Raw genomic sequence first — 23,273 nt, forward strand, 5'->3', positions numbered from 1 at the left:
TCACCGCCGGTTCTTCGGGTCGAGGGCCTCGCGGATGCTTTCGCCGAGCAGGGTGAAGCCGAGCGCCACCAGGATGATGGCCAGGGCCGGGAAGTAGGCCAGTTCCGGGCGGACCTCGAAATATCGCACGCCGTCGACGCCCAGCATCAGGCCCCACTCGGCCCGGTTGATGTCGGGGTCGCCCAGGCCCAGGAAGGACAGCGCGGCCGCGTCGAGGATCGCCACCGCGAAGGTCAGGGTGGCCTGCACGATCACCGCGGTGAGCGAGTTCGGCAGCATGTGCCGCAGCACGATGTTGCGCTGCTTCACGCCGAGCGCGCGGGCGGCCAGCACGTGATCGCTTTCCCGCTGGGCCAGCATCGACCCGCGCAGCAGCCGGGCGAAGATGGGCACGTTGACGACCGCGACCGCGATGATCACCGTCCATTGGGTCGACTGGCTGGCCAGCGCGACCAGGGTGATCGCCAGCAGCAGGCTGGGCAGGGCCAGCATGACGTCGGTCAGCCGCATCACCAGCACGTCGACCCACCCGCCGATCGCGCCGGCCAGGGCGCCGAGCAGCACACCGAGCAGCAGGCCGATCAGCGTGGCCAGGACCCCGACGAACAGGGTCTGGCGGGCGCCGAAGACCATCCGGGACGCGAAGTCGCGCCCCAGCGGATCGCTGCCCAGCGGGTGCCCGGCGCTCGGGCCGGGGATGTTGTCGACGGTCAGGTCGGCGGTGAGCTCGGGAAATCGCTGCACCGGGTCGTGCGGGGCCACCAGCGGCGCGAAGATCGCGATCACCAGGAACAGCAGGATGATGGCGGCGCCGACGATCGCGGCCGGGTTGCGCAGGAGCCGGCGACCGGCGTCGCGGACCAGGCTGACCCCGCCCGGCTCGGACGTACGGGCGATCAGCTCGTCGATCCGGGCCCGCTTGTGGTCGCCCAGGGTGCTCATTCCTCCGGGCCGGCTCACCGCACACGCACCCTCGGGTCGATGACCGCGTACGAGAGATCGACCAGCAGATTGACCACGACGAAGACGGCCGCGGCGAGCAGAATCAGCGCCTGCAGCACGGGGTAGTCGCGACTGCCGCTGATCGAATCGGTGATCAGCGTGCCCAGGCCACCCCAGTTGTAGACCTTCTCGGTCAGCACTGCGCCCGCCAGTAGCGCGCCGGTCTGCAGGCCGATGATCGTCACCACCGGCAGCAGGGCGTTACGCAGCACGTGCCGCCGGCGGATGGTCGGGCTGCGCAGGCCCTTGGCGTCGGCGGTGCGGATGTAGTCCTCGTCCAGCACGTCGAGCACGCTGGCCCGGGTGATCCGGATGATGATGGCCAGCGGGATCGTGGCCAGGGTGAGGGCGGGCAGCACCAGATGCCAGAGGGCGTCGGCCGAGGCGTCGAGCTCCCGGGTCAGCAGTCCGTCGAGCACGAAGAACCCCGTCACGTCGGTGTTGTCCAGGCCGGTGCTGATCCGGCCGGACGGCGGGAACAGGTGCATGTCCTGGGTCAGCCAGTCCTTGAGCAGATAGCCGAGGAAGAAGATCGGGATCGAGATGCCGACCAGGGTGACGATGATGGTCGCGTTGTCGAGCAGCCGCCCGCGGTGCCGGGCCGCGAGATAGCCCAGCGGGACCCCGAGCCCGATCGCGATGATGATCGCGGCCAGGGCCAGCTCGACGGTCGCCGGGAAGGCCCGGCTGATCACGTCGGTGACCGGCTCGCCCGTACGGATGGAATTGCCGAAGTTTCCGGTCACCACGTTCTGCAGGAAGCGGCCGTACTGGACCCAGATCGGCTGGTCGTAGCCGAGGGCCCGGGTCAGCAGCTCGCGGGTCTGCGGGGTCGCGCGTTCGCCCAGCAGCGCGTCTACCGGTCCGCCGGGCAGGCTGCGCAGCCAGAAGAAGACCAGGGTGGTCAGGGCGATCAGGGTGACGACGAGCTGGACCAGGCGACGCAAGATGACTCTCACCATGCGAAATGACGCATCCTTTTGTTCACGCCGGACGGCCCGGCCCTCCAGGGCCGGGCCGTGACAACCTATTTGGTCAGCGAGACGGTGTTGAACTGCTCGGCGGTCAGCGGGCTGGGCACCAGACCGTCGACGTTCTTGGTGGTGACCACGGCCGGCGGGGCGTGCCAGATCGGCACGGCCGGCAGCCACTTGGCCGCGAGGTCGCGGTTGACCTGCTCGAACGCGGTCTTCTTGGCCGCCTGGTCGACGGTTGCGTCGGCCTTGCCGATGGCGGTGAACATGTCGGTCATCGCGTCGTCGCCGAACTCGGGCTTGGCCCGGCCGAAGAAGGTGCCGACGAAGTTGCCGGGGTCGTTGTAGTCGCCGGTCCAGCCGAGGATGTGCAGGTCCTGCTTGCCGAACTGCTGCACGTCGTCCTTGAAGCCGCCGTTCCACGGCCGCGGGACACCGTTGACCTTGATGCCGGCCGCCTGCAGGTCGTTGGCCAGCACGGTGAAGATCTCCTGCGGGTTCGGCATGTACGGCCGGGTCACCTCGGTCGGGTAGTAGAAGTCGAGCGTCAGCCCGGTCGCGCCCGCCTCGGACAGCAGCTGCTTGGCCTTGGCCACGTTGTACTCGTACTTCTGCACGTCGGGGGCGTACCCGAGCACGGTGTTGGGCAGGAACTCGTCGGCCACGACCGAGCCGCCCGGCCCCTTGGTCTGCACCAGCTGGGCGCGGTTGAGCGCGTACGCGATGGCCTGGCGTACCCGCAGGTCCTTCAGCTTGGGGTTCTTCTGGTTGATCCCCAGGTAGAGGATGTTGAAGGCGGGCCGGTCGAGCACCTTGTAGCCCTCGCCGGCCAGCGCCTTGCGGTCGGCCGGGGCGGGGAAGTCGATGGCCTGCACCGTGCCCGCGCGCAGCTCCTGCTTGCGGGTGTTCTCGTCCTTGATCACCTTGATGATCAACTTGTCGACCTTGGCCTTGTCGCCCCAGTAGTCGGGGTTCTTGTTCAGCGTGATCTCGCCGGTCGCCTTGTTCCAGCCGCCGTACGTGAAGGCGCCGGTCCCGGTCGGGTGCTCGGTGGCGAAGGCGCTGTAGGCGAACGAGTCGCCGTTCTGCGTCACCGTGTCGGCGTTGTACTGCTTCATCGCGGCCGGGCTGGCGATCGAGAACGCGGTCAGCGCGAACGCGCCCGGGAAAGCGCCCTTGTACTTCGTCATCGTCACGACCGCGGTCGAGGCGTCCTGCGCCTTGCAGTTGTCGTAGACGGCGTCCGGGCTGCCGGCGAACCCGCCGAAGACGTCGGTGTAGTAGATCATCTGGGACTGGGCGGCCTCGCCCTTCATGTTGAACCAGCGGTCGAAGTTGGCGCAGACCGCCGCGGCGTCGAGCGGGGTGCCGTCGTGGAACTTCACACCCGGACGCAGCTTGAACGTCCAGACCTTGCCGGTCGGGTCGTTGGCCCAGCTCTCGGCCAGGCCGCCGGTCAGCTCGGCCGTGCCCGGCTTGTGGGTGACGAGGGTGTCGTACATCTGCCGGATCGGCCGGAACGACTCGCCGTCGTCGTTGAAGATCGGGTCGAAGTTCTTCGGGTCACCGGCCCCCGCGAAGATGAACGTGCCGCCGGTGGCCGAGCCCTCGCCACCATTGTCACGGTCACTGTCGGCGCAGCCGGCCGCACCGATCACCAGCGCTGCCACGGCACCGGCCGCGACGACCGTCCGGAGCCTCTTCCCTGAAGCACGCATCTGCTCACCTCGTCCTATGGGTACGGACTACGCCGGGGCCTGTGGGTACGGCCGGGCGGGGGCGACAAGTGGTCACCGTTGGCGAGACACTAACCACTCACGGCGATGGCGTCCCGGGTTGGTATCGGATCGTGTCCTTTGTGGTCCGAAGATCAAGGATCGTTGAGGGTGGATATCATGATCGCCGGGAGTACCGCCGGGAGTGTTGTGCTTGAAGTGCGTTTGCTGGGGCCGGTGGAGCTCTGGGCCGGGGACCGGCAACTGCCGATCGGGGAACCACGCCAGCGGGCGGTGCTCGCCGCGCTGGCCTGCGAGGCGGGCCGGGTGGTCACCGCCGAAACCCTGATCGACCGGGTGTGGGGCGAGGCCGTGCCCGCCCGGGCCCGGCACGCGTTGCAGTCGCATCTGGCCCGGGTGCGGGGAGCGCTGCGGCGCGGCGGGGGAGACCCGCTGATCCGGCGGTCCGGCGGCTACCTGCTGGACCTCCCCGCCGATCGGGTCGACCTGCTCCGGTTCCGCGCGCTCGTCGCACAGCACCGGGATGCCGGTCGGCTGCGCGAGGCCGTACGGCTGTGGCGCGGCGAAGCCCTGACCGGGCTGACCGGCGACTGGGCCGCTTCGATGCGGGCCGCCTGGGACCGCGAACGCCTGCTCGCGGTCGTGGCCTGGGCCGAGGCCGAGCTCGAGGCGGGCGACCCGGCCGCGGTGATCGGGCCGCTCGGCGCGATCACGCAGGAACAGCCGCTGGTCGAACCGGTCGCGGTCGCGCTGATGCGGGCCCTGCACGCGATCGGCCGCACCGCCGACGCGCTCGGCCAGTACGACGCGCTGCGCCGCCGGCTCGCCGAGGAACTGGGCGCCGACCCGGCCCCGGCCACCCAGGCCGCCCACACCGCCATCCTGATCAGCAACGAGGCCGCGGCCACGTCCGCCGCCGCGATCGAGCCGGCGCCGGCCCAACTGCCCGCCGACGTGGCCGACTTCGCGGGCCGGGCCGACGCGCTGGCCCGGCTCGACAAGGTTCCGTCGCTCGCGGTCATCGAGGGCTCGGCCGGTGTCGGCAAGAGCGCCCTGGCCATCCACTGGGGGCACCGCGCCGCGGCCCGCTTCCCGGACGGGCAGCTCTACGTCAACCTGCGCGGCTTCGGGGCGGGCGGCACGTCGATGGACCCGGGCGAGGCGGTCCGCAGTTTCCTCGGCGCGCTCGGTGTCCCGGCGCCCCGCATCCCGGCCGAAGCCGGCGCCCAGTCCGCCATGCTGCGCAGCCGGCTGGCCGGCAAGCGGCTCCTGCTGGTGCTGGACAACGCGCGCGACAGCGACCAGGTGCGCCCGCTGCTGCCCGGCGCCGGGGCCTGCGTGACCCTGGTGACCAGCCGCAACCAGCTCACCGGTCTGGTCGCCGCGGACGGGGCCAGACCGCTGCGGCTGGACGTGTTCAGCCGCGACGAGGCGCAGGAGCTGCTGGGCCGGCGGCTGGGCCCCGACCGCATCGCCGCCGAGCCCGCGGCCGGTGACGCCATCATCGGGTTGTGCGCCCGGCTGCCGCTGGCCCTCACGCTGGCCGCCGCGCATGTCGTCATGCAGCCCCGGGCCGGGCTGGCCGCCCTGGCCGACGATCTGGCCGGCACCCGGGAACGCTGGTCCACCCTGGCCGGAGACACCCCGGACACCGACGTACGGGCGGTGTTCTCCTGGTCGTACGAGGCGCTCAGCCCGCCCGCCGCGAGCTTGTTCCGGCTGATCGGGGCCCACCCGGGCCCGGACTTCTCGGCCGCGGCGGTGGGTGCCGGCGAGGAGCTGCCGGAGTTGGTGCGGTCCAATCTGATCACCGAGCACGCGCCGGGCCGATACCTGCTCCACGACCTCATGCGGGCGTACGCGCAAGACCTGGAGACCGACCCGGCGGCCCGGGACGAGGCCGTGGCCCGGCTGTTCGACCACTATCTCGGCACGGCGGCTGCCGCCGCGATGCTGCTGGCGGCCACCCGGCTGGCGCCGGTACTGCCGATCGAACCGGCCACGACGGCCGAGCCGCTCGCCGATCAGGACGCGGCGATGCGCTGGTTCGCGGCGGAACGGGCCGTGCTGCTCGCGTGGGCCGCCCGGACCGGCGGCGACCGGACCTGGCAAGTGGCCTGGACGCTGGACACGTTCCTCTATCGCCAGGGCCCGTGGCACGACCTCGTGACCGTGTGGGAGGCGGCGGTGTCGGCGGTGCGCGACGAGCGGGCCCGGGCCTACGCGCACTACCGTCTGGGCCGGGCCTGGACCCTGCTCGACCGGGCCGACGAGGCCGACCGGCACTACGGACGCGCTCTCGAGCACTACGAGCGGGACGGGGACGCCAAGGGGCAGTCCCAGCTGCACCACGAGATGGCCATCCTGTGCGAGCGGCAGGGCCGGATGCGCGACGCCCTGGCCCACGCCGAACGGTCTCTGGAACTCTCCGGCGACGGCAGCGCCAACACGCTCAACACCATCGGTTTCTACCGGGCGCAACTGGGCGACTTCGCCGGGGCCCTCGACTTCTGCCAACGGGCGCTGGCGCTCTCGGAGCACGGCGACCTCGACAACCAGGCCGCGGTCTGGGACAGCCTCGGCTTCATCCGGCACGGCCTGGGGGAGTACGACGCGGCGGTCGGCTGCTACGAGACGGCCCTGCGGCTGTACCGGCAGGTCGGCGACCTCTACTGGGTGGCCGACACGCTGGTCCACCTGGGCGACACCCACCAGGCCTGTGGGCGCGACACACAGGCCGCCGCGGTGTGGCGCGAGGCGCTCGGGATCTTCGAGGAGCTCGGTCACACCAACGCCGCCGAGGTGCGTTCGCGGCTGTCCTGACCACCGCCGCCGTCCGCAGGAATTCCGCAGGGACCGTGCGCGATCGTCGATTCCGACCTGTCGTCTGGGAAAGGAGTCCGGCATGACTGCGAACACGGGTGCGACCTGGGGCCGCCGCGGAGCGACCTGGGGCTAGGCGCACGGGGGGAGGCGCCGCCTGGACTCCCGGGCGGCGCCGCCCGCGGCCCCACCTATGTGATGGCGACCTATCGAGAGCTCTTCACCTACCGCGAGTTCCGTTACCTGTACGGCGGTCAGGTGCTGTCCTACCTGGGCGATCAGGTGGCGGCGGTGGCCGTGGCCGTGCTCGTCTTCGACCGTACGGACTCGGCATTGTTGTCCGCGGTCGCCTACGCCAGCGCCTGGTTGCCCGGGATTTTCGGCGGGCCGATCCTTTCCACGTACGCCGACCGGCTGCCCCGCCGGGCCGTTCTGATCGGCGGCGACCTCGCCCGCGCCCTGCTGATCGCCCTGGTGACCGTGCCCGGCCTGCCGCTGTGGGTGGCGATCGTGCTGCTCTACACGGCCCACCTGTTCTCCCCGCCGTTCGTGGCGGCCCGCGCGGCGATCATGCCCGAGGTGCTGCCCGGCGACGCCTACATCACCGGCAACGGGCTGAGCAACATCACCCACCAGCTGAGCCAGCTGCTCGGCTTCGTCGCGGGCGGCATCGTCGTCGCGGCGATCGGCCCGGTCTGGTCCATGCTCGGCAACGCGGCGACGTTCGTGCTGTCGGCGGCGCTGATCGCCCTCGGTGTCACCGCCCGCCCGGCCGCCCTGGCCGACACCGGCCCGCAACGGCTGCTGGCCCAGTCCCGCGACGGCATCCGCTACATCCGGGCCGACCCGTGGCTGCGCCCCTGCCTGGCCCTGGTCTGGGTGGCCAGCGGCTTCTCCTTCGCCCCCGAGGCGATCGCCTACCCGTACGCGGCCTCCCTCGGCGGCGGCCCGGTGCAGGCCGGCCTGCTGCTCGCCGCGCCGTCGGCCGGCTTCCTGCTGGGCGCGATCCTGCTGACCCGCGTCCTGACCCCCGACCGGCGCGACCGCCTGCTGCGACCGGCCGCCCTGCTGTCCACCCTGGCCCTGGTGCCCCTGCTGGCCCACCCGGGCTTGCCGGTGGCGCTGCTCCTGCTGGCCGCGGCGGGCGCGGGCGCCTCGTTCCTGGTCCCGCTCAACGCCATCTTCGTACGCCGGGTCGCACCGGAATTCCGCGGCCGCGCGATGGGAGTGGCCGCCTCAGGCCTGCTGGCCTGCCAGGGCCTCGGCTTCCTGGCCGCCGGCGGCGCCGTCGAGGCCGGCCTCCCGCCCGCGACGGTGGCCGGCCTGAGCGGCCTGCTCGGCACCGCGGCCATCCTGACCACCAGGTTCTCCGGCGTCCCGGCCGAGGCCGCGGCCGAGACCGGCTGACCGCGCCCCACGGCTCACGCCCTCGAACTGCCCGCCTGTTCGCGGTGGCCCGGCGCCTGGCGGGCGCCGGGCCACCGGTTGCTCAGCGTTTACGTCCCGTCATGCGGCGGCGCCGGAGCCGGCGTCGGGCGAGAGCCGCCGCGAGCGCGAACGAGATGAGCGCCGTCAGCAGCTTCAGTACTGATGTCAAGTAGCCGAGCCAGTCCATCAAGGCCGGGATCCAAGTTGCCATGCTGTCCTCCTGAAGGTGGGTTCGCCGCTGCCTGGTTTCTGCGGCCGCTTCCATCAGGCCTGTCTGGATGGGTGTCTTCCAGGCCGGCGATGAGGCTCGGTCGAAGTCAGCCGGAATGCCGCCATGATCGGACAGCCGGCCGACGTCGGACGGACAGGTTGGCGGAGCCGTTCAGACAGTTCGGACAGTGGCCGGACAACCATGCTGAGCTGCGCAGCTATGCTCTCGGACGCCTCTTCGGACAATCTCAGACAGCGGGCGGACATCAGTGACGACTCAGCCACCGCAGGCCGGCGCCGACCCGGACGCCGTGCGCACCCTCGAAGACCTCGCGGCGTGTCTCCAGACGCTTCGGATCTACGCGGGCAAGAAGTCGTACCGGGAGATCGAACGCTGGGTCACCGAACAGCGCGAGGCCGGCCGCAGAGAGCTGTGGCTCACCCGTAGCAGCATCTCCGAGGCGCTGACCGGTAAGAGGCTGCCGACCAAGGACTTCGTGCTGACGTTCGCCCAAGCGTGCGGGGTGAGTGAGCCGGATCATCGCCGATGGGTTGACGCGTGGGCACGAGTCGCGGCCGATGTCGAGAGCAGCCGTCCGGCGAGGACGGCGCCGGCGATGCCGGCCGAGCCGCTGGTAGACCCGAGTCTTTCGCACGCTGCCAAGGCCGCGCCGCCGTTGCCGGAAGTGAACGCCGAGCAGGCCGCCGTGGGTGCTCCGCGGCAACGAGTTGAGCCCGATCCTGCCGCCCGGGCTGCCCTGACCTTTAGGCCTGCCTCGCAGGGGCCGCCAGTAGTGCGGAGCGTCAGCCGGTTGATGCAGTGGTTGTCGGGAGCCGACTCGACGATCCTGGCCGCCTGCCCCCGTGACCGCGGCCGATTCGTCGGACTGGGCGGAACCGTGTTGACGACCGCGGCGATGGCCGCGGTGTCGGTCCTCTTCACCTGCAAGGTTGCCCTCGGAATGTCGATCTGGGCGGCTGTGGTGATCGGCCTGAGCTGGGGCCTGGTGATTATGAACATCGACCGCTGGATGGTCACCATTGCCCATCGCCAGGAGCGGATGTGGCAGAACCTGGCGACAGTGATTCCTCGCCTCGCGCTCTCGATGCTGCTGGGATTGACGATCTCGACGCCGCTCGTGCTCTGGATCTTCAACCAGGAGATCGAGTCCCAGCTCATGGTGATGCAAGCGCAGGCCCGGTCCACCTACGGCACCGCGCTGCGGGAAGACCCCCGGTTCTCGCAGATTCCGGCGCTCGAGGAGCGGGCGGACGAGGAAGAACAGATTGCCTACGGGGCTGCGAGCGGACCGGTTGCCGAAGCACGACGCGTCGCCGCGAGCAAGAATCTCGCGGTGACCAACGCCGAGCTCGACCGGCTACGGAAAACGCTGACCGCGGAGGAAGTGGCCTATGCTCGGGCCTCCGTCGACAACGCCGGCATCCTCGCCCGTATCGAGGCGCTGGGCCGGCTGACGTCGAGCAACGGGTCTCTCAACTTGGCCTATCTCGGGCTCGTGATTCTTCTGACCCTCATCGATGTGCTGCCGGTGCTGGTCAAGTTTTTGATGAACATCGCCCCGCCCACCCTGTACGACCGGCTCGTCGCGCGGGCGGATGAGGCCGACGCGGAGTCGATGCTGACCGGCGCCCGCCCGTCGACCGCTTAACCGTCGTCCGCCGCCACTGACCATGCCCGAAAGCTGTGCCCGGCGCCACAGCGGTAATCGCTTGCTTCGAATTCGAAGCGTCGTATGCTCAGTATGTGCTTCGAGTTCGAAGCATCTGAGGAAGGGCGAAGACCATGAAAGCAGTGCGTTTCCACGAGTACGGTGATCCGGGCGTCCTGCGGTTCGAGGATGCCGAGCAGCCCGTTCCCGGCGCCGGGCAGGTGCGGATCCGGGTCGCCGCGACCTCGTTCAACGGCGTCGACGCGAACATCCGGGGCGGGTTCATGCAGGGGCCCATTCCGGTGACGCTGCCGCACACGCCCGGCATCGACGTCGCGGGCACGGTCGACGCGCTCGGTCCGGAGGTGACCGGCCTTCAGGTCGGTGAGCAGGTCGTCGGGTTCCTGCCGATGGGCGAGGCCGGCGCCGCCGCCGAATACGTCGTGGCTCCGGCCGGGATTCTGGCCAAGGCGCCGACCAGCATTGCCCTGGCCGACGCGGCCGCGCTGCCGGTCGTCGGGCTGACCGCCTGGCAGGCGCTGTTCGATCACGCCAAGCTGACGGCCGGGCAGCGGGTGCTGGTCAACGGCGCGGGCGGGGCGGTCGGGGGTTATGCGGTGCAGCTGGCCAAGCAGGCCGGGGCGTACGTGATCGCCACGGCCGGGCCGGGCAGCCGCGACCGGGTCGAGGCGGCGGGGGCCGACGAGGTTGTCGATCACACGAGCACGGAGGTGACTGCGGCGGTGCGCGAGCCGGTCGATGTGGTGCTCAATCTGGCGCCGATCGAGCCGGCTGCGCTGGCGGCGTTGCTCACGCTGATCCGTACGGGCGGGGTCCTGGTCAACACCACGGTGTGGATGCCCGCACCCAGCGACGAGGAGCGCGGCGTACCGGGAATCGATCTGTTCGTTCGCAGTGACGCGGGGCAGCTGGCGCATCTGGTCGAGCTGATCGACCGGGGTGAGCTGCGCGTCGAGGTCACCCGGCGGGTGCCGCTGGCCGGGCTGCCCGCCCTGCACGCCGAGGCCGCCGCGGGCACCGTGCCCAGCGGCAAGATCGTCATTGTCGCGCCGAACGCCTGACTGCTGAGGAGCCCACCATCATGATTCCCGACGACGATCCGGCCCGCTCGCTGACCGTGGCCGACCCCGACGACCCGGCCACGACCTACATCTCCCTGGTCGGCAACACCTACGGCATGCTGATCACCGGCGAGCAGACCGGGGGCCGGTACTGCCTGATCGACATGCGGGTCCCCGACGGCGGCGGCCCGCCCCCGCACCGGCACGACTTCGAGGAGATGTTCACGATCCTCGAGGGCGAGATCGAGTTCCAGTTCCGAGGCCAGAAGCACACCGTACGGGCCGGGTCGACCATCAACATCCCGGCCAACGCGCCGCACAACTTCCGCAACGTCTCGGGTGCGCCGGCCCGCATGCTGTGCATGTGCACCCCGGCCGGCCAGGACGAGTACTTCATGCGGATCGGTGACGTCGTCGCGGGCCGGGACGCGCCGCCGCCGCAGCTGTCGCCGGACGAGCAGGCGGAGCGGCGCCGCCGCGCGGCCGAGCTGGCCCCGGCCTACCGGAGCGAGTTCCTCTGACTCGCTCAGTGGTTTCCGGTCGGGTGCCGATCAGGGAGTATGCGGTTTGCGCGTGGTGCGCTCAGCCATTGGCGATTCGCGGCTCTGCCGCTGCTGATCTGGGTGCTGGTGGGCGCGGCCGGGACGGGCGGGCTGTTGTGGCAGCAACACAACAGCCGCCAGGCGGTCGCGCAACGGTTCGAGCTGCGCATCGCCCTGATGCGCGACTTCGTCACCAGCTACACCGGCGACCTCATCCAGCGGGAACGCGTGCAGGCCAACGCGTCGCTGACCGGCCCGGTGGTCGGGGCCTCGCAGTTCGCCCAGGCGGTCGCCGGGTTCGGCTATCCGGCCGCCGTCCTGCTCGACGAGCGGGGCCGGGCGATCCAGGTGACGCCGGCCGACCCGTCGGTGATCGGTCAGGATCTGACTCCCCAGTACGCGCATCTGCGCACCGCGCTGCGCGACGGTGTCCCGGCGGTGTCGCCGGTCGTGCGGTCGGCGGTCCGTGGCGTACCGGTCGTGGCCTTCGCCGTGCCGTTCGAGACCGCCTCGGGCCGGCGAGTGTTCTCGGGCGCCGTCGCCATCCGGGAGAGCCCGCTGTCGGCCTACCTGAGCAGCGCCCTGTCGCTGTCCGGGGCGCAGATCCAGCTGGTCGACTCGGCCGGCAGCATCGTCGCCGCCAACCGCCGCGTGGATTCCGGGATTCCCACGCTGACCCGCGAGAATGCTCCGCTGGCGGCCGCCGTCCAGCAGCGGCGACACGGTCGCTACCAGGCCGGCGGGCAGTGGTGGCGGTACTCCTCCACTCCCATCGCGGGCACTCCCTGGGAACTGTCCGCGACCGTCAGCGAGGACGTGCTCTATGCGTCGCACGCCAACAACGAGATCGCCGGCCGGGCCGCCCTGATCGGCGCCGCCGCGGTCGGGCTGCTGGTCGTGGTGGCCATCGCCCGCGCCCGGCGCAGCCGCCAGGACCTGGCCACCAGCGAGCAACGGTTCCGCAAGGTTTTCGACGACGCCGCCATCGGCATGACCCTCACCGACACCGGGGGCCGGTTCGTCCGCGTCAACCCGGCCGCCTGCCAGCTGTTCGGCCGGGCCGAGACCGACCTCGTGGGCCGCCACTACGCCGACATCACCCATCCCGGCGACGTCGAGGTGACCCGGGCCCATGGCCGCGACTGTCTCGACGGCCTGGCCGACGGTTTCCGCCTCGAGAAGCGCTTCGTGCACTCCGACGGGCACATCATCGAGGCCTCGACGACCAGCGCCCTGCTGCGGGACGCCGAGGGGCGGCCGACCTACTTCGCCACCCAGATTGTCGACATGACCGAACACCACGCGCTGCAACGGGCCCAGCTGGCCAACGAGGCCGAACTCGCGCAACGCGCCCAGCAACTGCAGGAAGCCAACGCCAACCTGGCCGACTTCATCGCCATGCTCAGCCACGACGTCCAGCAGCCGCTGACCAAGATCGTGGGGCTCGGCGAGCTGCTCATCGAGGATTGGGACGTCTCCTCCGAGCAGGACAAGCACAGCGACGTCGCCCGCATCACGGCCGCCGGTCACCGGGCCAGCGATCTGGTCAACGACGTCCTCACGCTGGCCCGGCTGGATGCCGGGGCCATGCGCGCCCGGCCGGCCGGACTCGATCTGGCCCAGCTGGTTCGTACGGTCGTCCGTGCCCACCAGGCCGGCGAGGCCACGCCGATCGCCGTCGTCGCCCCGGACCAGACCAGCGGGCTCGCCGACCGCAAGCTGCTCGAACTGATCCTGGGCAACCTGATCACCAACGCCACCAAGTACGGCGAGCCCCCGATCGTGGTGACTGTGACGAACCGCCACGACCATGTCGAGATCCGGGTCGCCGACCACGGCGAGGGCGTGCCGGAGCAGTTCGTGCCCCGCCTGTTCGACCGGTTCGCCCGGGCCGACAGCGGGGTCGCGACCACCACGTCCGGCACCGGGCTCGGCCTCTATCTGGTGCGGCAGCTCGCCCAGGCCAGCGGGCTCGACGTCAGCTACGAGCCGAACGAGCCGCGCGGAGCCGCCTTCCTGGTGATCGTTCCCCCGGGGGCGGCCGGCGACGCGCCGAAGCCGTGCGCCGGGTTCAGCCGGGCCGGCCTCAAGGCGCACGGCATGGACACGTCGCCGCACCGCACAGGTTAGATGGTTCTGCTGCGCTGCTGGATGCCGAGCGGTCCGTACGGGTAGTCGTTGGGCCGGGGGTCGCTCGCCTCGTCCAGGGCGCTGGTCTCCTCGGCGGTCAGGTGCAGCCCGGCCGCCGCGAGGTTGGTCTCGAGCTGGTCGAGTGTCCGCGCGCCCAGGATCGTCGAGGTCACGCCGGGCCGGTCGGTCACCCAGGCCAGGGCCACCTCGGCCATCGACACGCCGCGGGCCTCGGCGATGCTCTGCACGGCTTCGACCACATCCCACGTACGGGCGGTGTTGCGCTTGTCGTACGCCTCCATACCCCGCTCCGGGTTGTCGCCGAGGCGGGTGGCGCCGGTGGGCCGCTGGTCGCGCTGATACTTTCCGGTCAGCCAGCCGCCGCCGAGCGGGCTCCACGGCAGCATGCCCAGGCCGGCGTCGAGGGCGGCCGGGACGATCTCGTATTCGGTCTCGCGGACCAGCAGGTTGTACTGCGGCTGGAGGCTGACCGGACCGGTCAGCCCGAGCGCCTGCGCCAGGGAGACCGCCTTGGTCAGCTGCCAGCCGGTGAAGTTCGAGAAACCGTAGTAGCGGATCTTGCCGGCCCGGACGAAACCGTCCAGGGTGCGCAGCGTCTCCTCGAGCGGAGTGAACGCGTCCCATGCGTGGGCCTGATAGAGGTCGACCGCTTCGACACCGAGCCGGCTCAGCGAGGCGTCGAGCGCGCGGGTCAGATGCCGGGCCGACAGTCCGGCGCCGTTGGGGTCGGAGGCCATCGGGAACCGGCCCTTGGTGGCGAGCACGACCGGTTCGGTGACGTCGGCCGGTCGCGAGGACAGCCAGCGTCCGATGATCCGTTCCGACTCGCCGGCCGTGTACACGTCCGCGGTGTCCACGAACGTGCCGCCGGCCTCGACGAATCGGTCGAGCTGAGCGTGGGAGACCTTTTCGTCGGATTCGTTGCCGAAGGTCATCGTGCCCAGGCAGAGCGAGGAGACGGCGCATCCACTGCGCCCGAGCGTGCGGTATTCCATGCCTGGCCTAATACCGTCCGGGAAGCACCTCAAACCCTCGGTGCGGGAGGCGCCGGCCGGTGCTGAATCATCATCGGCATGGCAGTGATGGTGGAGATCCACTTCCCGGTGACCGCGGACGACGAATGGATCGATGACGTCGGCGACTTCCTGATCGATCTGGAGGAGGAGTTCGGCCTCGAGGAGTACGAGGACGGTGAGGAGGTCGGCGACGACTACGTCTTCTTCATCGCCGGCGCGAGCGAGCGGACGCTGCTGACCGCGGCCTCCCGGGTGGCGGTCCGCAAGGGGGTGCCGGCGGGCGCCTACGCGATGGTGACCGACACCGCCGCCCCGAAGGTCGGCATGGGCCGCCGGGTGAATCTGCCGGTGCGATGAGCCGCCGGCCCGGTGGCGTTGCGGCCACCGGGCCGTGGCATCAGAGCCGGGCGGTCAGGCCGTGCATGTCAGGCCGGGCGTGCCCGGCGTGCCCGAGGCGATGAAGCCGAACTCGGCCGTCGCGCCGGGCTGGAGCGAACCGTTCCAGGCCGCGTTGCGCACGGTGACCGTCGATCCGTTCACCGACAGGACGCCGCCCCAGACCTGGCTCACCGACTGGCCGGCGGCCACGGTCCAGGAGACCGACCAGCCGCTGACCGCGCTGCCGCCCGCGCGCACCGTGACCTGGCCCTGGAAGCCGCCCGTCCACGAACTCGACGTCACGTAGGTCGCGCCGCAGGCGCCGGCCGGCGGTGTGGTGACGGGAGGTGTGGTGACGGGCGGTGTGGTGACGGGAGGTGTGGTGACGGGCGGTGTGGTGACGGGAGGTGTGGTGGCGGGAGGTGTCGTGACCGGAGGCGTGGTGGCGGGCGGGGTGGTCGTCGGCGGGACCGCGGCGCCGGTGGCCAGGCTCGCGGCCAGGTCGGGCTGGAACGAGCCGGCCGCGTACCGGCAGCCGTCGGCCTCGCCGGGCGGCTTGATCCACAGGTAGGCGTCGATGTTCGCATCCCCGGTGGCGAGCGTGGGGTAGCGCCCGATCCGCCGGTCGGAGTTGTCGTCGCCGCACCAGTCGCCGGCCGCTCCGCCGTTGCGGCTGGTGTCGATGACCTGCCGCTTGCCGGTGATGCCCCGGCCGGACAGCGCGCTGAGGACCGACCGGCCGAACGCGGTCTCGTTCGCGGTCGACTGGAAGTTCGAGGCGTTGGTGTAGAAGCCGTCGGCGTCGGCGACACCCGCGTCGGCCAGCCGGCGGGCCTGCTCGGCCCCGCTGTTCCAGGCCGAGTGCCCGCCGTCCAGATAGACCTTGGCCCCGGCCGCCTTGAGGGTCCGGGTGGCGGTCGCGAGCGCCTGATTGCGGGCGGTGATCTCGCTGCCGCTGAGGCACGTCTGCAGGGCGATCGAGTCGGGCTCGAGCGCGATGATCGTGGTCCGGCCGGCCAGGCCACGGGCGATGCCGCCGACCCAGGTCTGGTACTGGCTGAGATCGGGGGCGCCGCCCGCGCTGGCGCCGCCGCAGTCGCGGTTCGGAATGCCGTAGACGGTCAGGGCCGGAACCTGCCCGGCCCCGGCCGCCGCGCCGACGTAAGCGGAAACCTCGGACTCGACGGTGCCGATGTTGAAGTTCGACAACCAGCGCGTGGCCGGCTGGCTCGCGATCCGCGAGCTGATCAGCGACGTACGGGAATCGTTGGGGTTGGCCGACACCCATCTCGCGACGGCGGTGTCCGGGTCGCGGTAGAGGGTGCCGGAGAGCGTGCCGGCCGAGGCCGAGCCGGTGGCGAGCCAGACGCCGGTCGCGGCGCACACGACCGAGGCGGTGACGAGGCTCAGTCGTCGGGAGCGTGCGGAAACTGTGGGGGACAAGGTGCTTCCTTCCGAAGGGGACGTCCGGTTTGGGAGCGCTCCCGAACGGTAACCCCGCAGCTCAGCTCGAGCAACCAAGCGGTCCCGATCGATCTCTGGCCGTGCCGCCGCGCCGCCGTTTCAGCCCTCGACGGCCAGGACGATGCGGCCGAAGACCCGGCCCTCGTCCATCCGGCGGTGCGCCTCGGCCGCCCGCGCGAACGGCAGAACCTCGTCCACCACCGCGGTCAGCTCGCCCCGGACCGCGGCCGCGAACTGGGCCGCCCGGATCGCATTGCGGGCCGGCTCGGGCACCGTGTTGAGGCTGAACGTGGCGAACGAGCGGGACCGCAGGAACGAGGCGATCAGCCGGGCGCCGAAGTCCTCGGGCGGGTAGCCGGCGACGACGCCCAGCGAGACCAGGCGGCCGTTGTCGGCCAGCTTGTCGAGGAACGAGGGCATGTCCGGGCCGCCGATGACGTCGAGCACGACGTCGAACTCGTCGGAGGTGGCGCCCGAGCGGTCCAGGATGTCCGTGGCGCCCAGTTCGCGCAGACGTTCCCCGCGCGCGGGCGACGACGTGGTCACGGCGATCGTCTTGGCCGAGGCGGCCGCGGCGATCTGGACGGCCGTGACGCCGATGCTTCCGGCCGCGCCCCGGATCAGCAGCGACTCGCCCACCCCGAAGTGCGCGTGGGCCAGCGCGAAGTGGGCCACCGGACCGGCGCTGCCCAGCGCCACCGCGTCGGTGGGAGAGAGGCCGCCGGGCAGGGCGGTCACGTCCTCGATGCGGGCCACCACGTATTCGGCGTAGGCGCCACCCATGCCGGTGAACGCCCAGACGTCCCGGCCGATCCAGTCCGGGCCGACCCCCTCACCCGCCGCGACCACCCGGCCGGCCGCCTCGCTGCCGGCGATGATCCCCGCGCGGAAACCCAGGCCGCCCAGGGTGCCTCGGCGGATCACGGCGTCGACACCGCCGACGCCGATCGCCTCGGTGCGGACCAGCACCTGTCCCGGCCCGGCCTCCGGCTCGGGGACATCGATCAACGCCATGCCGCTGGGGTCACCGAACTTCTGGATGCTGACAGCTTTCATGCCGCGACCGTAGTGGACGCCCCCGTCCACTTCGCTAAAGTGAGAGCCATGGCCGACGGTTTGCCTCGCTTGCTGCGCTCGGACGCCCGCGACAACCGCGACCGCCTGCTCGAGGCGGCCCGCGCCGTCTTCTCCGAGCGCGGGCTCGACGTGCCGATGCGCGAGATCGCCCGCCGCGCCGAGGTCGGGCCCGCGACCCTCTACCGGCGGTTCCCAACCAAGCAGGCGCTGGTCGACGAGGCGTTCACCGACGAACTGCGGGCCTGCAGCGCCATCGTGCGGGACGGATGCGCCGACGCCGACCCGTGGCGCGGCCTGTGCACGATCGTCACGGAGATCATCGAGCTCAACGCGCGGAATCAGGGGTTCGTCGACGCGTTCCTGTCGTCGTACCCGGGCGCGGCCGGCTTCGCGGCGCATCGCGCGAGCATGCTGCAGTCGCTGGGGCTGCTCGGCCGGCGCGCGCAGGAGGCCGGCTCGTTGCGCGCCGACTTCGTGCTGGACGATCTGATCCTCGTGCTGATGGCCGGCCGCGGCCTGTGGACCGCCCCGCCCGGCGTCCGGGCCGCGGCGGCCCGCCGGTTCGCGGCGCTGGCCCTCGACGCCCTGCGCGCCTCACCCGCGACCACCACCCTGCCCGCCCCGGCCCGGGTCGTCCCCGGCATCCTCAACGAGCACAAGCCGGCCCCCGGCCGGCGTACGTGAGGGGGGAGCGACCGATGCGACCGATGCCGCGTTGCGCACCGCGTTCACGGCCGTAGCCGACGAGCTGGACGAGCGAGCGGCGGACACCAGCACTGCCGGACCGGCCTCCGGACTGCCCGACCTGGCGGAGGTCAACGCCCTGTGCGAGGCCCAGATAGTCCGTCAGGTGCGACCCGGGTAAGGCGCGGTCAGGTGCCGTTCACGGTTCGGGCCAGGCTCGTGCGGCACTTGACCGTGGTGGGGTGGCGGGGGCCGAGCGTCTGTTCGAGGCGCCGGAGGGTGTCGGTCAGCAGCTCGGCCGACTGCTCGCGGTTTCCGGCCTCGCGGTAGCAGACGCCGAGGTTGTGGCCGCTCTGCAGCGTGTCGGGGTGATTGGGGCCGAGCACCCGCCGGCGCGTGCTCAAGGTGGCCTCGTGCAGGCCGATCGCCCGGGCCGGGCCGTACAGCTTGCTGGTCGACACGGCCACGTTGTTGCGGATGGTCAAGGTGGTCGGATGCTCGGGGCCGAGGCTCTTGTCCGCCATCTCGAGGGCCCGGTTGCTGGTGGCCAGCGATTCCTCGTGGCGCCCGTCGTCGGTGTAGCTCGCGGCCAGGTTGATCGCGGCGGGCAGGACGTCGGGATGGCCGGGGCCCTGGACGCGTTCCCTCGTCTGCAGGAGAACCTCGTTGAGCCGGGTCGCGCCGGTCGTGCCGGGCAGCTTCGACGAGATCATGGCCAGGTTGTTCAGCGTCGCCATGGTGTCGGGATGGTCCAGGCCGAGCACCCGTACGGAGGCGTCGAAGGCCTCGGTCTGCCGGCCGAACGCCTCCCGGTAGCGGCCCAGCGCCCACAGGCTGATCGCCACGTAGCTCATCCGCGCGATGGTGTCGATGTGGTCGGGCCCGAGCAGCCGCTCCGACTCGGCCAGGACACGCTGCTGGATGGCCAGGGCCTCGGTGTAGCGGCCCTGATGGTAGAGCGAGATCGCGTGGTCGCTGTCGCGGTAGAGAGCCTGCTCGCTCATCCATCGACGATAACGGAACCGCTCCGGCCGTAGGGGGCTGCGACGGCCGCCGCGACCCTGCCGGCCGTCCAGCAGGTGCGGGAACATCTGCGCGAACTCGCCCTGCGGCCGCTTCCCGCCCGGACAGCCTGAGCCGTTGCGTGCCGCGAATAGTCGTCGCCGGGCACGCCAAATGGCATACCCGGCAACGGAAATGACCTGGACCCGGCGATTCAGCTATCGCCTGCCCCGCTCGCGGGCGACGTACTCACCCGCGAGGATGTGCGATCAGTAGCCGTCCTTGTCGGGGGCGGTCTGCGGCTTGGTGTAGCCGTCGTCCTTGGTGTCCTGCGGCTTGGCGCCCTTGTCGTCCTTGTTGCCCTGCGGCTTGGTGTAGCCGTCGTCCTTGTTGCCCTGCGGCTTGCCGTAACCGTCGCCCTTGACGTCCCTGGGCTTGTCGGACTTGTGGTGGCCGTGCATCCGCCAGCTCGGGATCCGCTCGGCCATGAGCACCCAGCCGCCACGACGGAGGCCGGCGTGCACGAACTCACAGTCGAAGTCGTACCACTGACCCTGCCGCTCACCGATGTGACCGGCGAACTCGCAGGTCGCCGGGGACCGGAAATAGCCGACGACGTCGTCGCGGCCGATGTGCTGCCGGGCCGCGGACTTGCCGTCCGTCTGCGCGGTGGCGCCGGCCGCCTGGACGGGCCCGGCGCCGATCGTGATACCGGCCAGCACACCGAGGCCGACCATCGGGATGACGCGCATTGCGTTGTTCACCAACGTGCTCCTTATCGAGAACCTGCGGAACTTTCCGCAAGATCAGAAGAGCACGCCGGCCGGCCCGCCACGACGACGCGACACGCACAGGTAGCGCCAACGGATGAATGGCAAAAGGAGTCAGTCGGTCGGCGCGTCGGAGAGGTGTTCGGCGCGGGCCTCCGGCCGATCCGGGCCGGCCGCGCGCCGGGAGCCTCGGGCGGCGAGGTGGAAGAGAGCCTGATACCCGTGCGCATACCCCTCGCGGAAAGCCCGGTCACGGTCCATGCCGTGCATGTACCACTGATGAATGCGTCCACCGCCGTACGCGCACAGCATCGAAAGCACGACCCACGCGATGGTCTGCAGGAAGCCACTGTTACCGATCGGCATTCCCTGACCCTAGAGTCCCGGCCGATACGAGCGAAATACGACCTGGGTTTTCCCGTGGCGCAACTTGGGGCCGGAATTACTGGCCGATCGGCCGAGTAATTCGGAGGGCTTATGCGCCCTGATTCAAGGAATAGGACGACGACCGGTCATGAGGAATTCGATAACCTTGATCGGGCGGCGTCGAGGGCGTTCGATAAATAGAATCAACGGGGTGCCGGTCCGTCATCATGTTCATGATCGACCGAGATGCGTTGTCGTATCCGGTGCGATACGCCTGATCCCGTTCGAGGCCACGCTTGTGCCATTGATGGATCCGGCCGAACGCGTACGCGCTGGACAGGAGGAAACCGAGGGCGAGCGTCAGCATGACGCCTTCGTTGCCGGGTGCGATCATCGTTCGCCTGCCATGTGGTGAGCCATTCTGATCAATGAAGCGTGTTTCTTGGTCGTGTCCGGCCGCGCCGCAACCGGGGGTTCCCTCACGGGGGACGTGGGGAACCCCCGGCGGGTTCGCGCCGCGATATCGGTTTCGCCGGCTCGCCGCCGGCGGCGCCGCCGGTTACGGGCTTGCTGACAGGCGATGTTGCACCGATCGCTGGTGAACCGCTTCTTGCAGGAGGTAAAACGCGCAGCCGCCGACGCCCGACTTCGGTCGCCGGGTGCGGTCGCGTCAGAGAAGGGATTAGCGGCGGCTGACCGATCGGATGAGCGCGGCCGTGGAGAGGCATCACGGCGGTGCACTTTCGTGCGAACGTCGGCCGGCAGGGTTTCCTTTGTCCTCGCCCGATCGTCACCATACTGAGCCGCTCGTGCCGTCGCCCCGTCCAGCCGTTGGCGGCAATCGGCTCACCGCCGGACCTGCACATTCTGAGAGAAGCCCTGCTGAGGAGTTCTGGTGTGGTCTGAAAAACTCGCTTCCCGGCGAATCCTGCTGATCGGCACGCTGATCGCCGGCGCTTTTCTCGTCTCTCTAGTCGCCGCCGCCTGGTACCTCCGGGGGCGGATCGACCACCCGGCTCTGCTCGCCTTCTGGTGGATCAGCAACGGCGTTTTGATCTATTTCTTGTACCCCTTGACCAGGCCGGCGCGCCGGCCCCGGCCGGGCGTCGTGCCGGGCCGGGTGGTCGCCATCGTCGGTGTGCACGAGCAGAACGAGGAGGACCTGCGCGCCTGCATCTGGTCGATCCTCAACCAGAGCCGTGTCGTTGTCGACGAGGTCCATGTCGTCGACGACGGATCCACTCGGTCGCCGGTGCAGCCCTTCCCGCACCCGCGTGTCCGCTGGCACCGGAAGGCCAACGGTGGCCGGCGGGCCGCCCAGCTCTACGTTCTCGAGCGTCTCGATCCGGGGGAGTGGGACTTCGTCCTGACCGTCGACGGCAGCTGCGTGCTCGACGAGCGGGCGATCGAGTACCAGCTCCGGGAGTTCTCGCGGCCGAACGTCATGGCGACCACGGCGATGGTGGCCATGCGCAACGCCCGGCAGAACATGCTGACCCGGCTGGTCGACCTGAACACCGGCACCCGCGCCATGCGCCCGGCGGGCCGGTCGGTGCTGCACGCGGTGCAGATCGCTCCGGGCGCGCTGGCCGTCTATCGTGCCGCCGTCCTGTTCGAACGCGAGCGCGGCCATCTGGCCCCGGCCGACGGCGACGATCATTGCCTGGCGATGTATCCGCACGTCGAGGGCGACGTGGTCGCCGTGCACGAGGCGATCGCCTGGACCAGGGCGCCGGCCGGCGTGGCGGGCGTCTACCGGCAGCTGATGCGATCGGCGATCGCGTGGTGGCGGCTGCCGGCCAATTCACCGGCCGGGGGTCAGGCCCGTACGCGCCTGCTCGTGCTGCTGCGCCTGCTGGCCGGTCCGGTGTGGGTGGGATGCGGGATCGTGCTTCTCGTCGAGGCCGCCTGGAGCGGGACGCTGCCCGTGCCCTGGCTGATTCTCTACGGAACGTTGTACCTGCTGGTGCGCTACGCCCGGGCCGGCCTCTATCTGAACGCCCGGCCGGAACTGGAACGGTCGGAGAAGTTGTGGACCTGGTTCCTGCTGACTCCGGTGGAAGCGGCCTACAACCTGTTCGGCGTCGGCCTGACCAAGTACATCGCCCTCCTTCCGCACCGGGCCCTCAGCCGGTCGGACCGGGAACTCCGTACGGCCCGTTCCCATGCGGCGTCGGTGGCCGAAGCCAGCACGGTGTACTACAGCGGCTACATGTCCGAGAAGACGAAGTCGTGAGGGGCGACCGGGAGGTGGGGGACCTGGCCCGGCGCACAGCCGAGGCCCATGTCGCCGCCGCGGAGGAGCTTGCGCGCAAGATCCGGGAGGACGCCCGGTGCCAGGCCGGGGAGATCAGGCAAGAGGCCCGGCTGTACGCCGAACAGATCCGCACCGCCGCCGAAGACGCTCTCGCCGAGGCGCAGGCGACGGCGGCGCGCAGTCGTGGCGAGGCCATCAGCGAGGCCGCCGGCGTCCGCCACCGGGCCGAGCGCGAACTCGCCGAAGCGCGCCGGGAGGCCGAGCGGATCCGGGCCGGCGCTCGCGACCGCTGCGAGCAGCTGAAATTGCGGGCGCGGCAACGCTACGAGGATGCCGTCGCGAATCTTCCGATCAAGCGGGTCGCGCTGGAGAGGCAGATCGAGGCCCTGGAACTGTTCGACCTCGATTACCGGCAGGAGCTGACCGGCTCGCTGCGGAGGCAGATGCGAATGCTGTGGGCCGACCAGCTCGAGGTGTCCGATGTCCCGCTCGGTGAGGTCGCTTCTCCCGACCTGGTGATGATGCTTTCCCGGCGCTGAGGCCCGGGCCGGCGGCCCGCGGGCCAACCCCGGGTCGGACCCCCGCCCCTTGGCAATTTACAATGCTACGGCGCCACACGGGGATAAACCCCCAGTTGTAGG

The 23,273-nt window shown here is 70.8% G+C and carries 21 protein-coding genes; 10 read left to right on the forward strand and 11 right to left on the reverse strand.

From position 1 onward, the window contains the following. The 3 genes from ACZ3I4_RS26115 to ACZ3I4_RS26125 form a co-directional block, all read right to left on the reverse strand. The gene (locus ACZ3I4_RS26115; RefSeq protein ID WP_465384744.1) at positions 1-942 is read right to left on the reverse strand and encodes an ABC transporter permease; all 942 of its coding nucleotides are present in this window, start codon (positions 940-942) and stop codon (positions 1-3) included. Positions 943-956: 14 nt separating this feature from the next. Continuing rightward, on the reverse strand, positions 957-1,964 hold the full coding sequence (locus tag ACZ3I4_RS26120) for an ABC transporter permease (protein WP_465384640.1): 1,008 nt from the start codon (positions 1,962-1,964) through the stop codon (positions 957-959). A gap of 65 nt (positions 1,965-2,029) precedes the next feature. Next, positions 2,030-3,694 (reverse strand): ABC transporter substrate-binding protein, encoded by a 1,665-nt coding sequence (locus tag ACZ3I4_RS26125; RefSeq protein ID WP_465384641.1) that lies wholly within the window; start codon positions 3,692-3,694, stop codon positions 2,030-2,032. A 177-nt stretch (positions 3,695-3,871) separates the two neighbouring features. On the opposite strand from ACZ3I4_RS26125, the gene ACZ3I4_RS26130 reads away from it, so the two are divergent. Both ACZ3I4_RS26130 and ACZ3I4_RS26135 read left to right on the forward strand, forming a co-directional pair. Then, the gene (locus ACZ3I4_RS26130; RefSeq protein WP_465384642.1) at positions 3,872-6,535 is read left to right on the forward strand and encodes an AfsR/SARP family transcriptional regulator; all 2,664 of its coding nucleotides are present in this window, start codon (positions 3,872-3,874) and stop codon (positions 6,533-6,535) included. Positions 6,536-6,733: 198 nt separating this feature from the next. Next, positions 6,734-7,942, forward strand: coding sequence for an MFS transporter (locus ACZ3I4_RS26135; protein ID WP_465384643.1), 1,209 nt, complete (start codon positions 6,734-6,736; stop codon positions 7,940-7,942). A gap of 82 nt (positions 7,943-8,024) precedes the next feature. Here the strand turns inward: ACZ3I4_RS26135 and ACZ3I4_RS26140 are convergent, their stop codons facing one another. Next, positions 8,025-8,228 (reverse strand): hypothetical protein, encoded by a 204-nt coding sequence (locus tag ACZ3I4_RS26140; protein WP_465384644.1) that lies wholly within the window; start codon positions 8,226-8,228, stop codon positions 8,025-8,027. 214 nt (positions 8,229-8,442) lie between these two features. On the opposite strand from ACZ3I4_RS26140, the gene ACZ3I4_RS26145 reads away from it, so the two are divergent. The 4 genes from ACZ3I4_RS26145 to ACZ3I4_RS26160 all read left to right on the forward strand — a co-directional run bounded on the left by ACZ3I4_RS26145 (position 8,443) and on the right by ACZ3I4_RS26160 (position 13,597). Next, positions 8,443-9,843, forward strand: a complete 1,401-nt coding sequence (locus ACZ3I4_RS26145; protein ID WP_465384645.1) for a DUF4407 domain-containing protein — start codon at positions 8,443-8,445, stop codon at positions 9,841-9,843. A gap of 134 nt (positions 9,844-9,977) precedes the next feature. Continuing rightward, the gene (locus ACZ3I4_RS26150) at positions 9,978-10,925 is read left to right on the forward strand and encodes an NADP-dependent oxidoreductase (protein WP_465384646.1); all 948 of its coding nucleotides are present in this window, start codon (positions 9,978-9,980) and stop codon (positions 10,923-10,925) included. A gap of 20 nt (positions 10,926-10,945) precedes the next feature. Further along, complete coding sequence (locus ACZ3I4_RS26155) at positions 10,946-11,446, forward strand: cupin domain-containing protein (protein WP_465384647.1); 501 nt, start codon at positions 10,946-10,948, stop codon at positions 11,444-11,446. Between the two features lie 39 nt (positions 11,447-11,485). Then, positions 11,486-13,597: a sensor histidine kinase gene (locus ACZ3I4_RS26160; protein WP_465384648.1), complete on the forward strand. Its 2,112-nt coding sequence runs from the start codon at positions 11,486-11,488 to the stop codon at positions 13,595-13,597. On the opposite strand, the gene ACZ3I4_RS26165 is transcribed toward ACZ3I4_RS26160, so the two are convergent. After that, positions 13,594-14,613: an aldo/keto reductase gene (locus tag ACZ3I4_RS26165; protein ID WP_465384649.1), complete on the reverse strand. Its 1,020-nt coding sequence runs from the start codon at positions 14,611-14,613 to the stop codon at positions 13,594-13,596. The two genes, ACZ3I4_RS26160 and ACZ3I4_RS26165, sit on opposite strands and share 4 nt — an antisense overlap. 78 nt (positions 14,614-14,691) lie before the next feature. Here ACZ3I4_RS26165 and ACZ3I4_RS26170 point away from each other — a divergent pair, with 78 nt between their 5' ends. Then, on the forward strand, positions 14,692-14,991 hold the full coding sequence (locus ACZ3I4_RS26170) for a hypothetical protein (RefSeq protein ID WP_465384650.1): 300 nt from the start codon (positions 14,692-14,694) through the stop codon (positions 14,989-14,991). Between the two features lie 54 nt (positions 14,992-15,045). Here the strand turns inward: ACZ3I4_RS26170 and ACZ3I4_RS26175 are convergent, their stop codons facing one another. Together ACZ3I4_RS26175 and ACZ3I4_RS26180 are read right to left on the reverse strand one after the other, a co-directional pair. Then, positions 15,046-16,455, reverse strand: coding sequence for a glycoside hydrolase family 6 protein (locus ACZ3I4_RS26175; protein WP_465384651.1), 1,410 nt, complete (start codon positions 16,453-16,455; stop codon positions 15,046-15,048). 120 nt (positions 16,456-16,575) lie between these two features. Then, positions 16,576-17,532: a zinc-binding dehydrogenase gene (locus ACZ3I4_RS26180; RefSeq protein ID WP_465384652.1), complete on the reverse strand. Its 957-nt coding sequence runs from the start codon at positions 17,530-17,532 to the stop codon at positions 16,576-16,578. Between the two features lie 48 nt (positions 17,533-17,580). Between ACZ3I4_RS26180 and ACZ3I4_RS26185 the strand changes: the two genes are divergently transcribed. Then, complete coding sequence (locus ACZ3I4_RS26185) at positions 17,581-18,237, forward strand: TetR/AcrR family transcriptional regulator (protein WP_465384653.1); 657 nt, start codon at positions 17,581-17,583, stop codon at positions 18,235-18,237. Between the two features lie 188 nt (positions 18,238-18,425). Here the strand turns inward: ACZ3I4_RS26185 and ACZ3I4_RS26190 are convergent, their stop codons facing one another. The 4 genes from ACZ3I4_RS26190 to ACZ3I4_RS26205 all read right to left on the reverse strand — a co-directional run bounded on the left by ACZ3I4_RS26190 (position 18,426) and on the right by ACZ3I4_RS26205 (position 20,742). Continuing rightward, positions 18,426-19,241 carry a tetratricopeptide repeat protein gene (locus ACZ3I4_RS26190; RefSeq protein WP_465384654.1) on the reverse strand — a complete coding sequence of 272 codons (816 nt, stop codon included), beginning with the start codon at positions 19,239-19,241 and terminating at the stop codon, positions 18,426-18,428. 267 nt (positions 19,242-19,508) lie between these two features. Beyond that, a complete protein-coding gene (locus ACZ3I4_RS26195) occupies positions 19,509-20,003 on the reverse strand; it encodes a hypothetical protein (RefSeq protein ID WP_465384655.1) in 495 nt (164 codons plus the stop codon). Positions 20,004-20,123: 120 nt separating this feature from the next. Continuing rightward, positions 20,124-20,375: a hypothetical protein gene (locus ACZ3I4_RS26200; protein ID WP_465384656.1), complete on the reverse strand. Its 252-nt coding sequence runs from the start codon at positions 20,373-20,375 to the stop codon at positions 20,124-20,126. 109 nt (positions 20,376-20,484) lie between these two features. Beyond that, entirely contained in the window at positions 20,485-20,742 is a 258-nt protein-coding gene (locus ACZ3I4_RS26205) for a hypothetical protein (RefSeq protein ID WP_465384657.1), read from the reverse strand. A 528-nt stretch (positions 20,743-21,270) separates the two neighbouring features. Between ACZ3I4_RS26205 and ACZ3I4_RS26210 the strand changes: the two genes are divergently transcribed. Both ACZ3I4_RS26210 and ACZ3I4_RS26215 read left to right on the forward strand, forming a co-directional pair. Next, positions 21,271-22,611, forward strand: coding sequence for a glycosyltransferase (locus ACZ3I4_RS26210; RefSeq protein WP_465384658.1), 1,341 nt, complete (start codon positions 21,271-21,273; stop codon positions 22,609-22,611). 14 nt (positions 22,612-22,625) lie between these two features. Then, positions 22,626-23,171, forward strand: a complete 546-nt coding sequence (locus ACZ3I4_RS26215; protein ID WP_465384659.1) for a hypothetical protein — start codon at positions 22,626-22,628, stop codon at positions 23,169-23,171. Positions 23,172-23,273 lie beyond the last annotated feature (102 nt).

It is taken from the genome of Actinoplanes sp. NPDC021490, assembly GCF_055562135.1.

Bases quoted from the DNA above. Each gene is read 5' to 3' on its own strand.
- ACZ3I4_RS26115 (WP_465384744.1), bottom strand. From the start codon at position 942: ATGAGCACCCTGGGCGACCACAAGCGGGCCCGGATCGACGAGCTGATC.
- ACZ3I4_RS26135 (WP_465384643.1), top strand. From the start codon at position 6,734: ATGGCGACCTATCGAGAGCTCTTCACCTACCGCGAGTTCCGTTACCTG.
- ACZ3I4_RS26125 (WP_465384641.1), bottom strand. From the start codon at position 3,694: ATGCGTGCTTCAGGGAAGAGGCTCCGGACGGTCGTCGCGGCCGGTGCC.
- ACZ3I4_RS26120 (WP_465384640.1), bottom strand. From the start codon at position 1,964: ATGGTGAGAGTCATCTTGCGTCGCCTGGTCCAGCTCGTCGTCACCCTG.
- ACZ3I4_RS26170 (WP_465384650.1), top strand. From the start codon at position 14,692: ATGGCAGTGATGGTGGAGATCCACTTCCCGGTGACCGCGGACGACGAA.
- ACZ3I4_RS26140 (WP_465384644.1), bottom strand. From the start codon at position 8,228: ATGGAAGCGGCCGCAGAAACCAGGCAGCGGCGAACCCACCTTCAGGAG.
- ACZ3I4_RS26185 (WP_465384653.1), top strand. From the start codon at position 17,581: ATGGCCGACGGTTTGCCTCGCTTGCTGCGCTCGGACGCCCGCGACAAC.
- ACZ3I4_RS26155 (WP_465384647.1), top strand. From the start codon at position 10,946: ATGATTCCCGACGACGATCCGGCCCGCTCGCTGACCGTGGCCGACCCC.
- ACZ3I4_RS26150 (WP_465384646.1), top strand. From the start codon at position 9,978: ATGAAAGCAGTGCGTTTCCACGAGTACGGTGATCCGGGCGTCCTGCGG.
- ACZ3I4_RS26205 (WP_465384657.1), bottom strand. From the start codon at position 20,742: ATGCTGACGCTCGCCCTCGGTTTCCTCCTGTCCAGCGCGTACGCGTTC.
- ACZ3I4_RS26180 (WP_465384652.1), bottom strand. From the start codon at position 17,532: ATGAAAGCTGTCAGCATCCAGAAGTTCGGTGACCCCAGCGGCATGGCG.
- ACZ3I4_RS26130 (WP_465384642.1), top strand. From the start codon at position 3,872: ATGATCGCCGGGAGTACCGCCGGGAGTGTTGTGCTTGAAGTGCGTTTG.
- ACZ3I4_RS26160 (WP_465384648.1), top strand. From the start codon at position 11,486: ATGCGGTTTGCGCGTGGTGCGCTCAGCCATTGGCGATTCGCGGCTCTG.
- ACZ3I4_RS26190 (WP_465384654.1), bottom strand. From the start codon at position 19,241: ATGAGCGAGCAGGCTCTCTACCGCGACAGCGACCACGCGATCTCGCTC.
- ACZ3I4_RS26200 (WP_465384656.1), bottom strand. From the start codon at position 20,375: ATGCCGATCGGTAACAGTGGCTTCCTGCAGACCATCGCGTGGGTCGTG.
- ACZ3I4_RS26165 (WP_465384649.1), bottom strand. From the start codon at position 14,613: ATGGAATACCGCACGCTCGGGCGCAGTGGATGCGCCGTCTCCTCGCTC.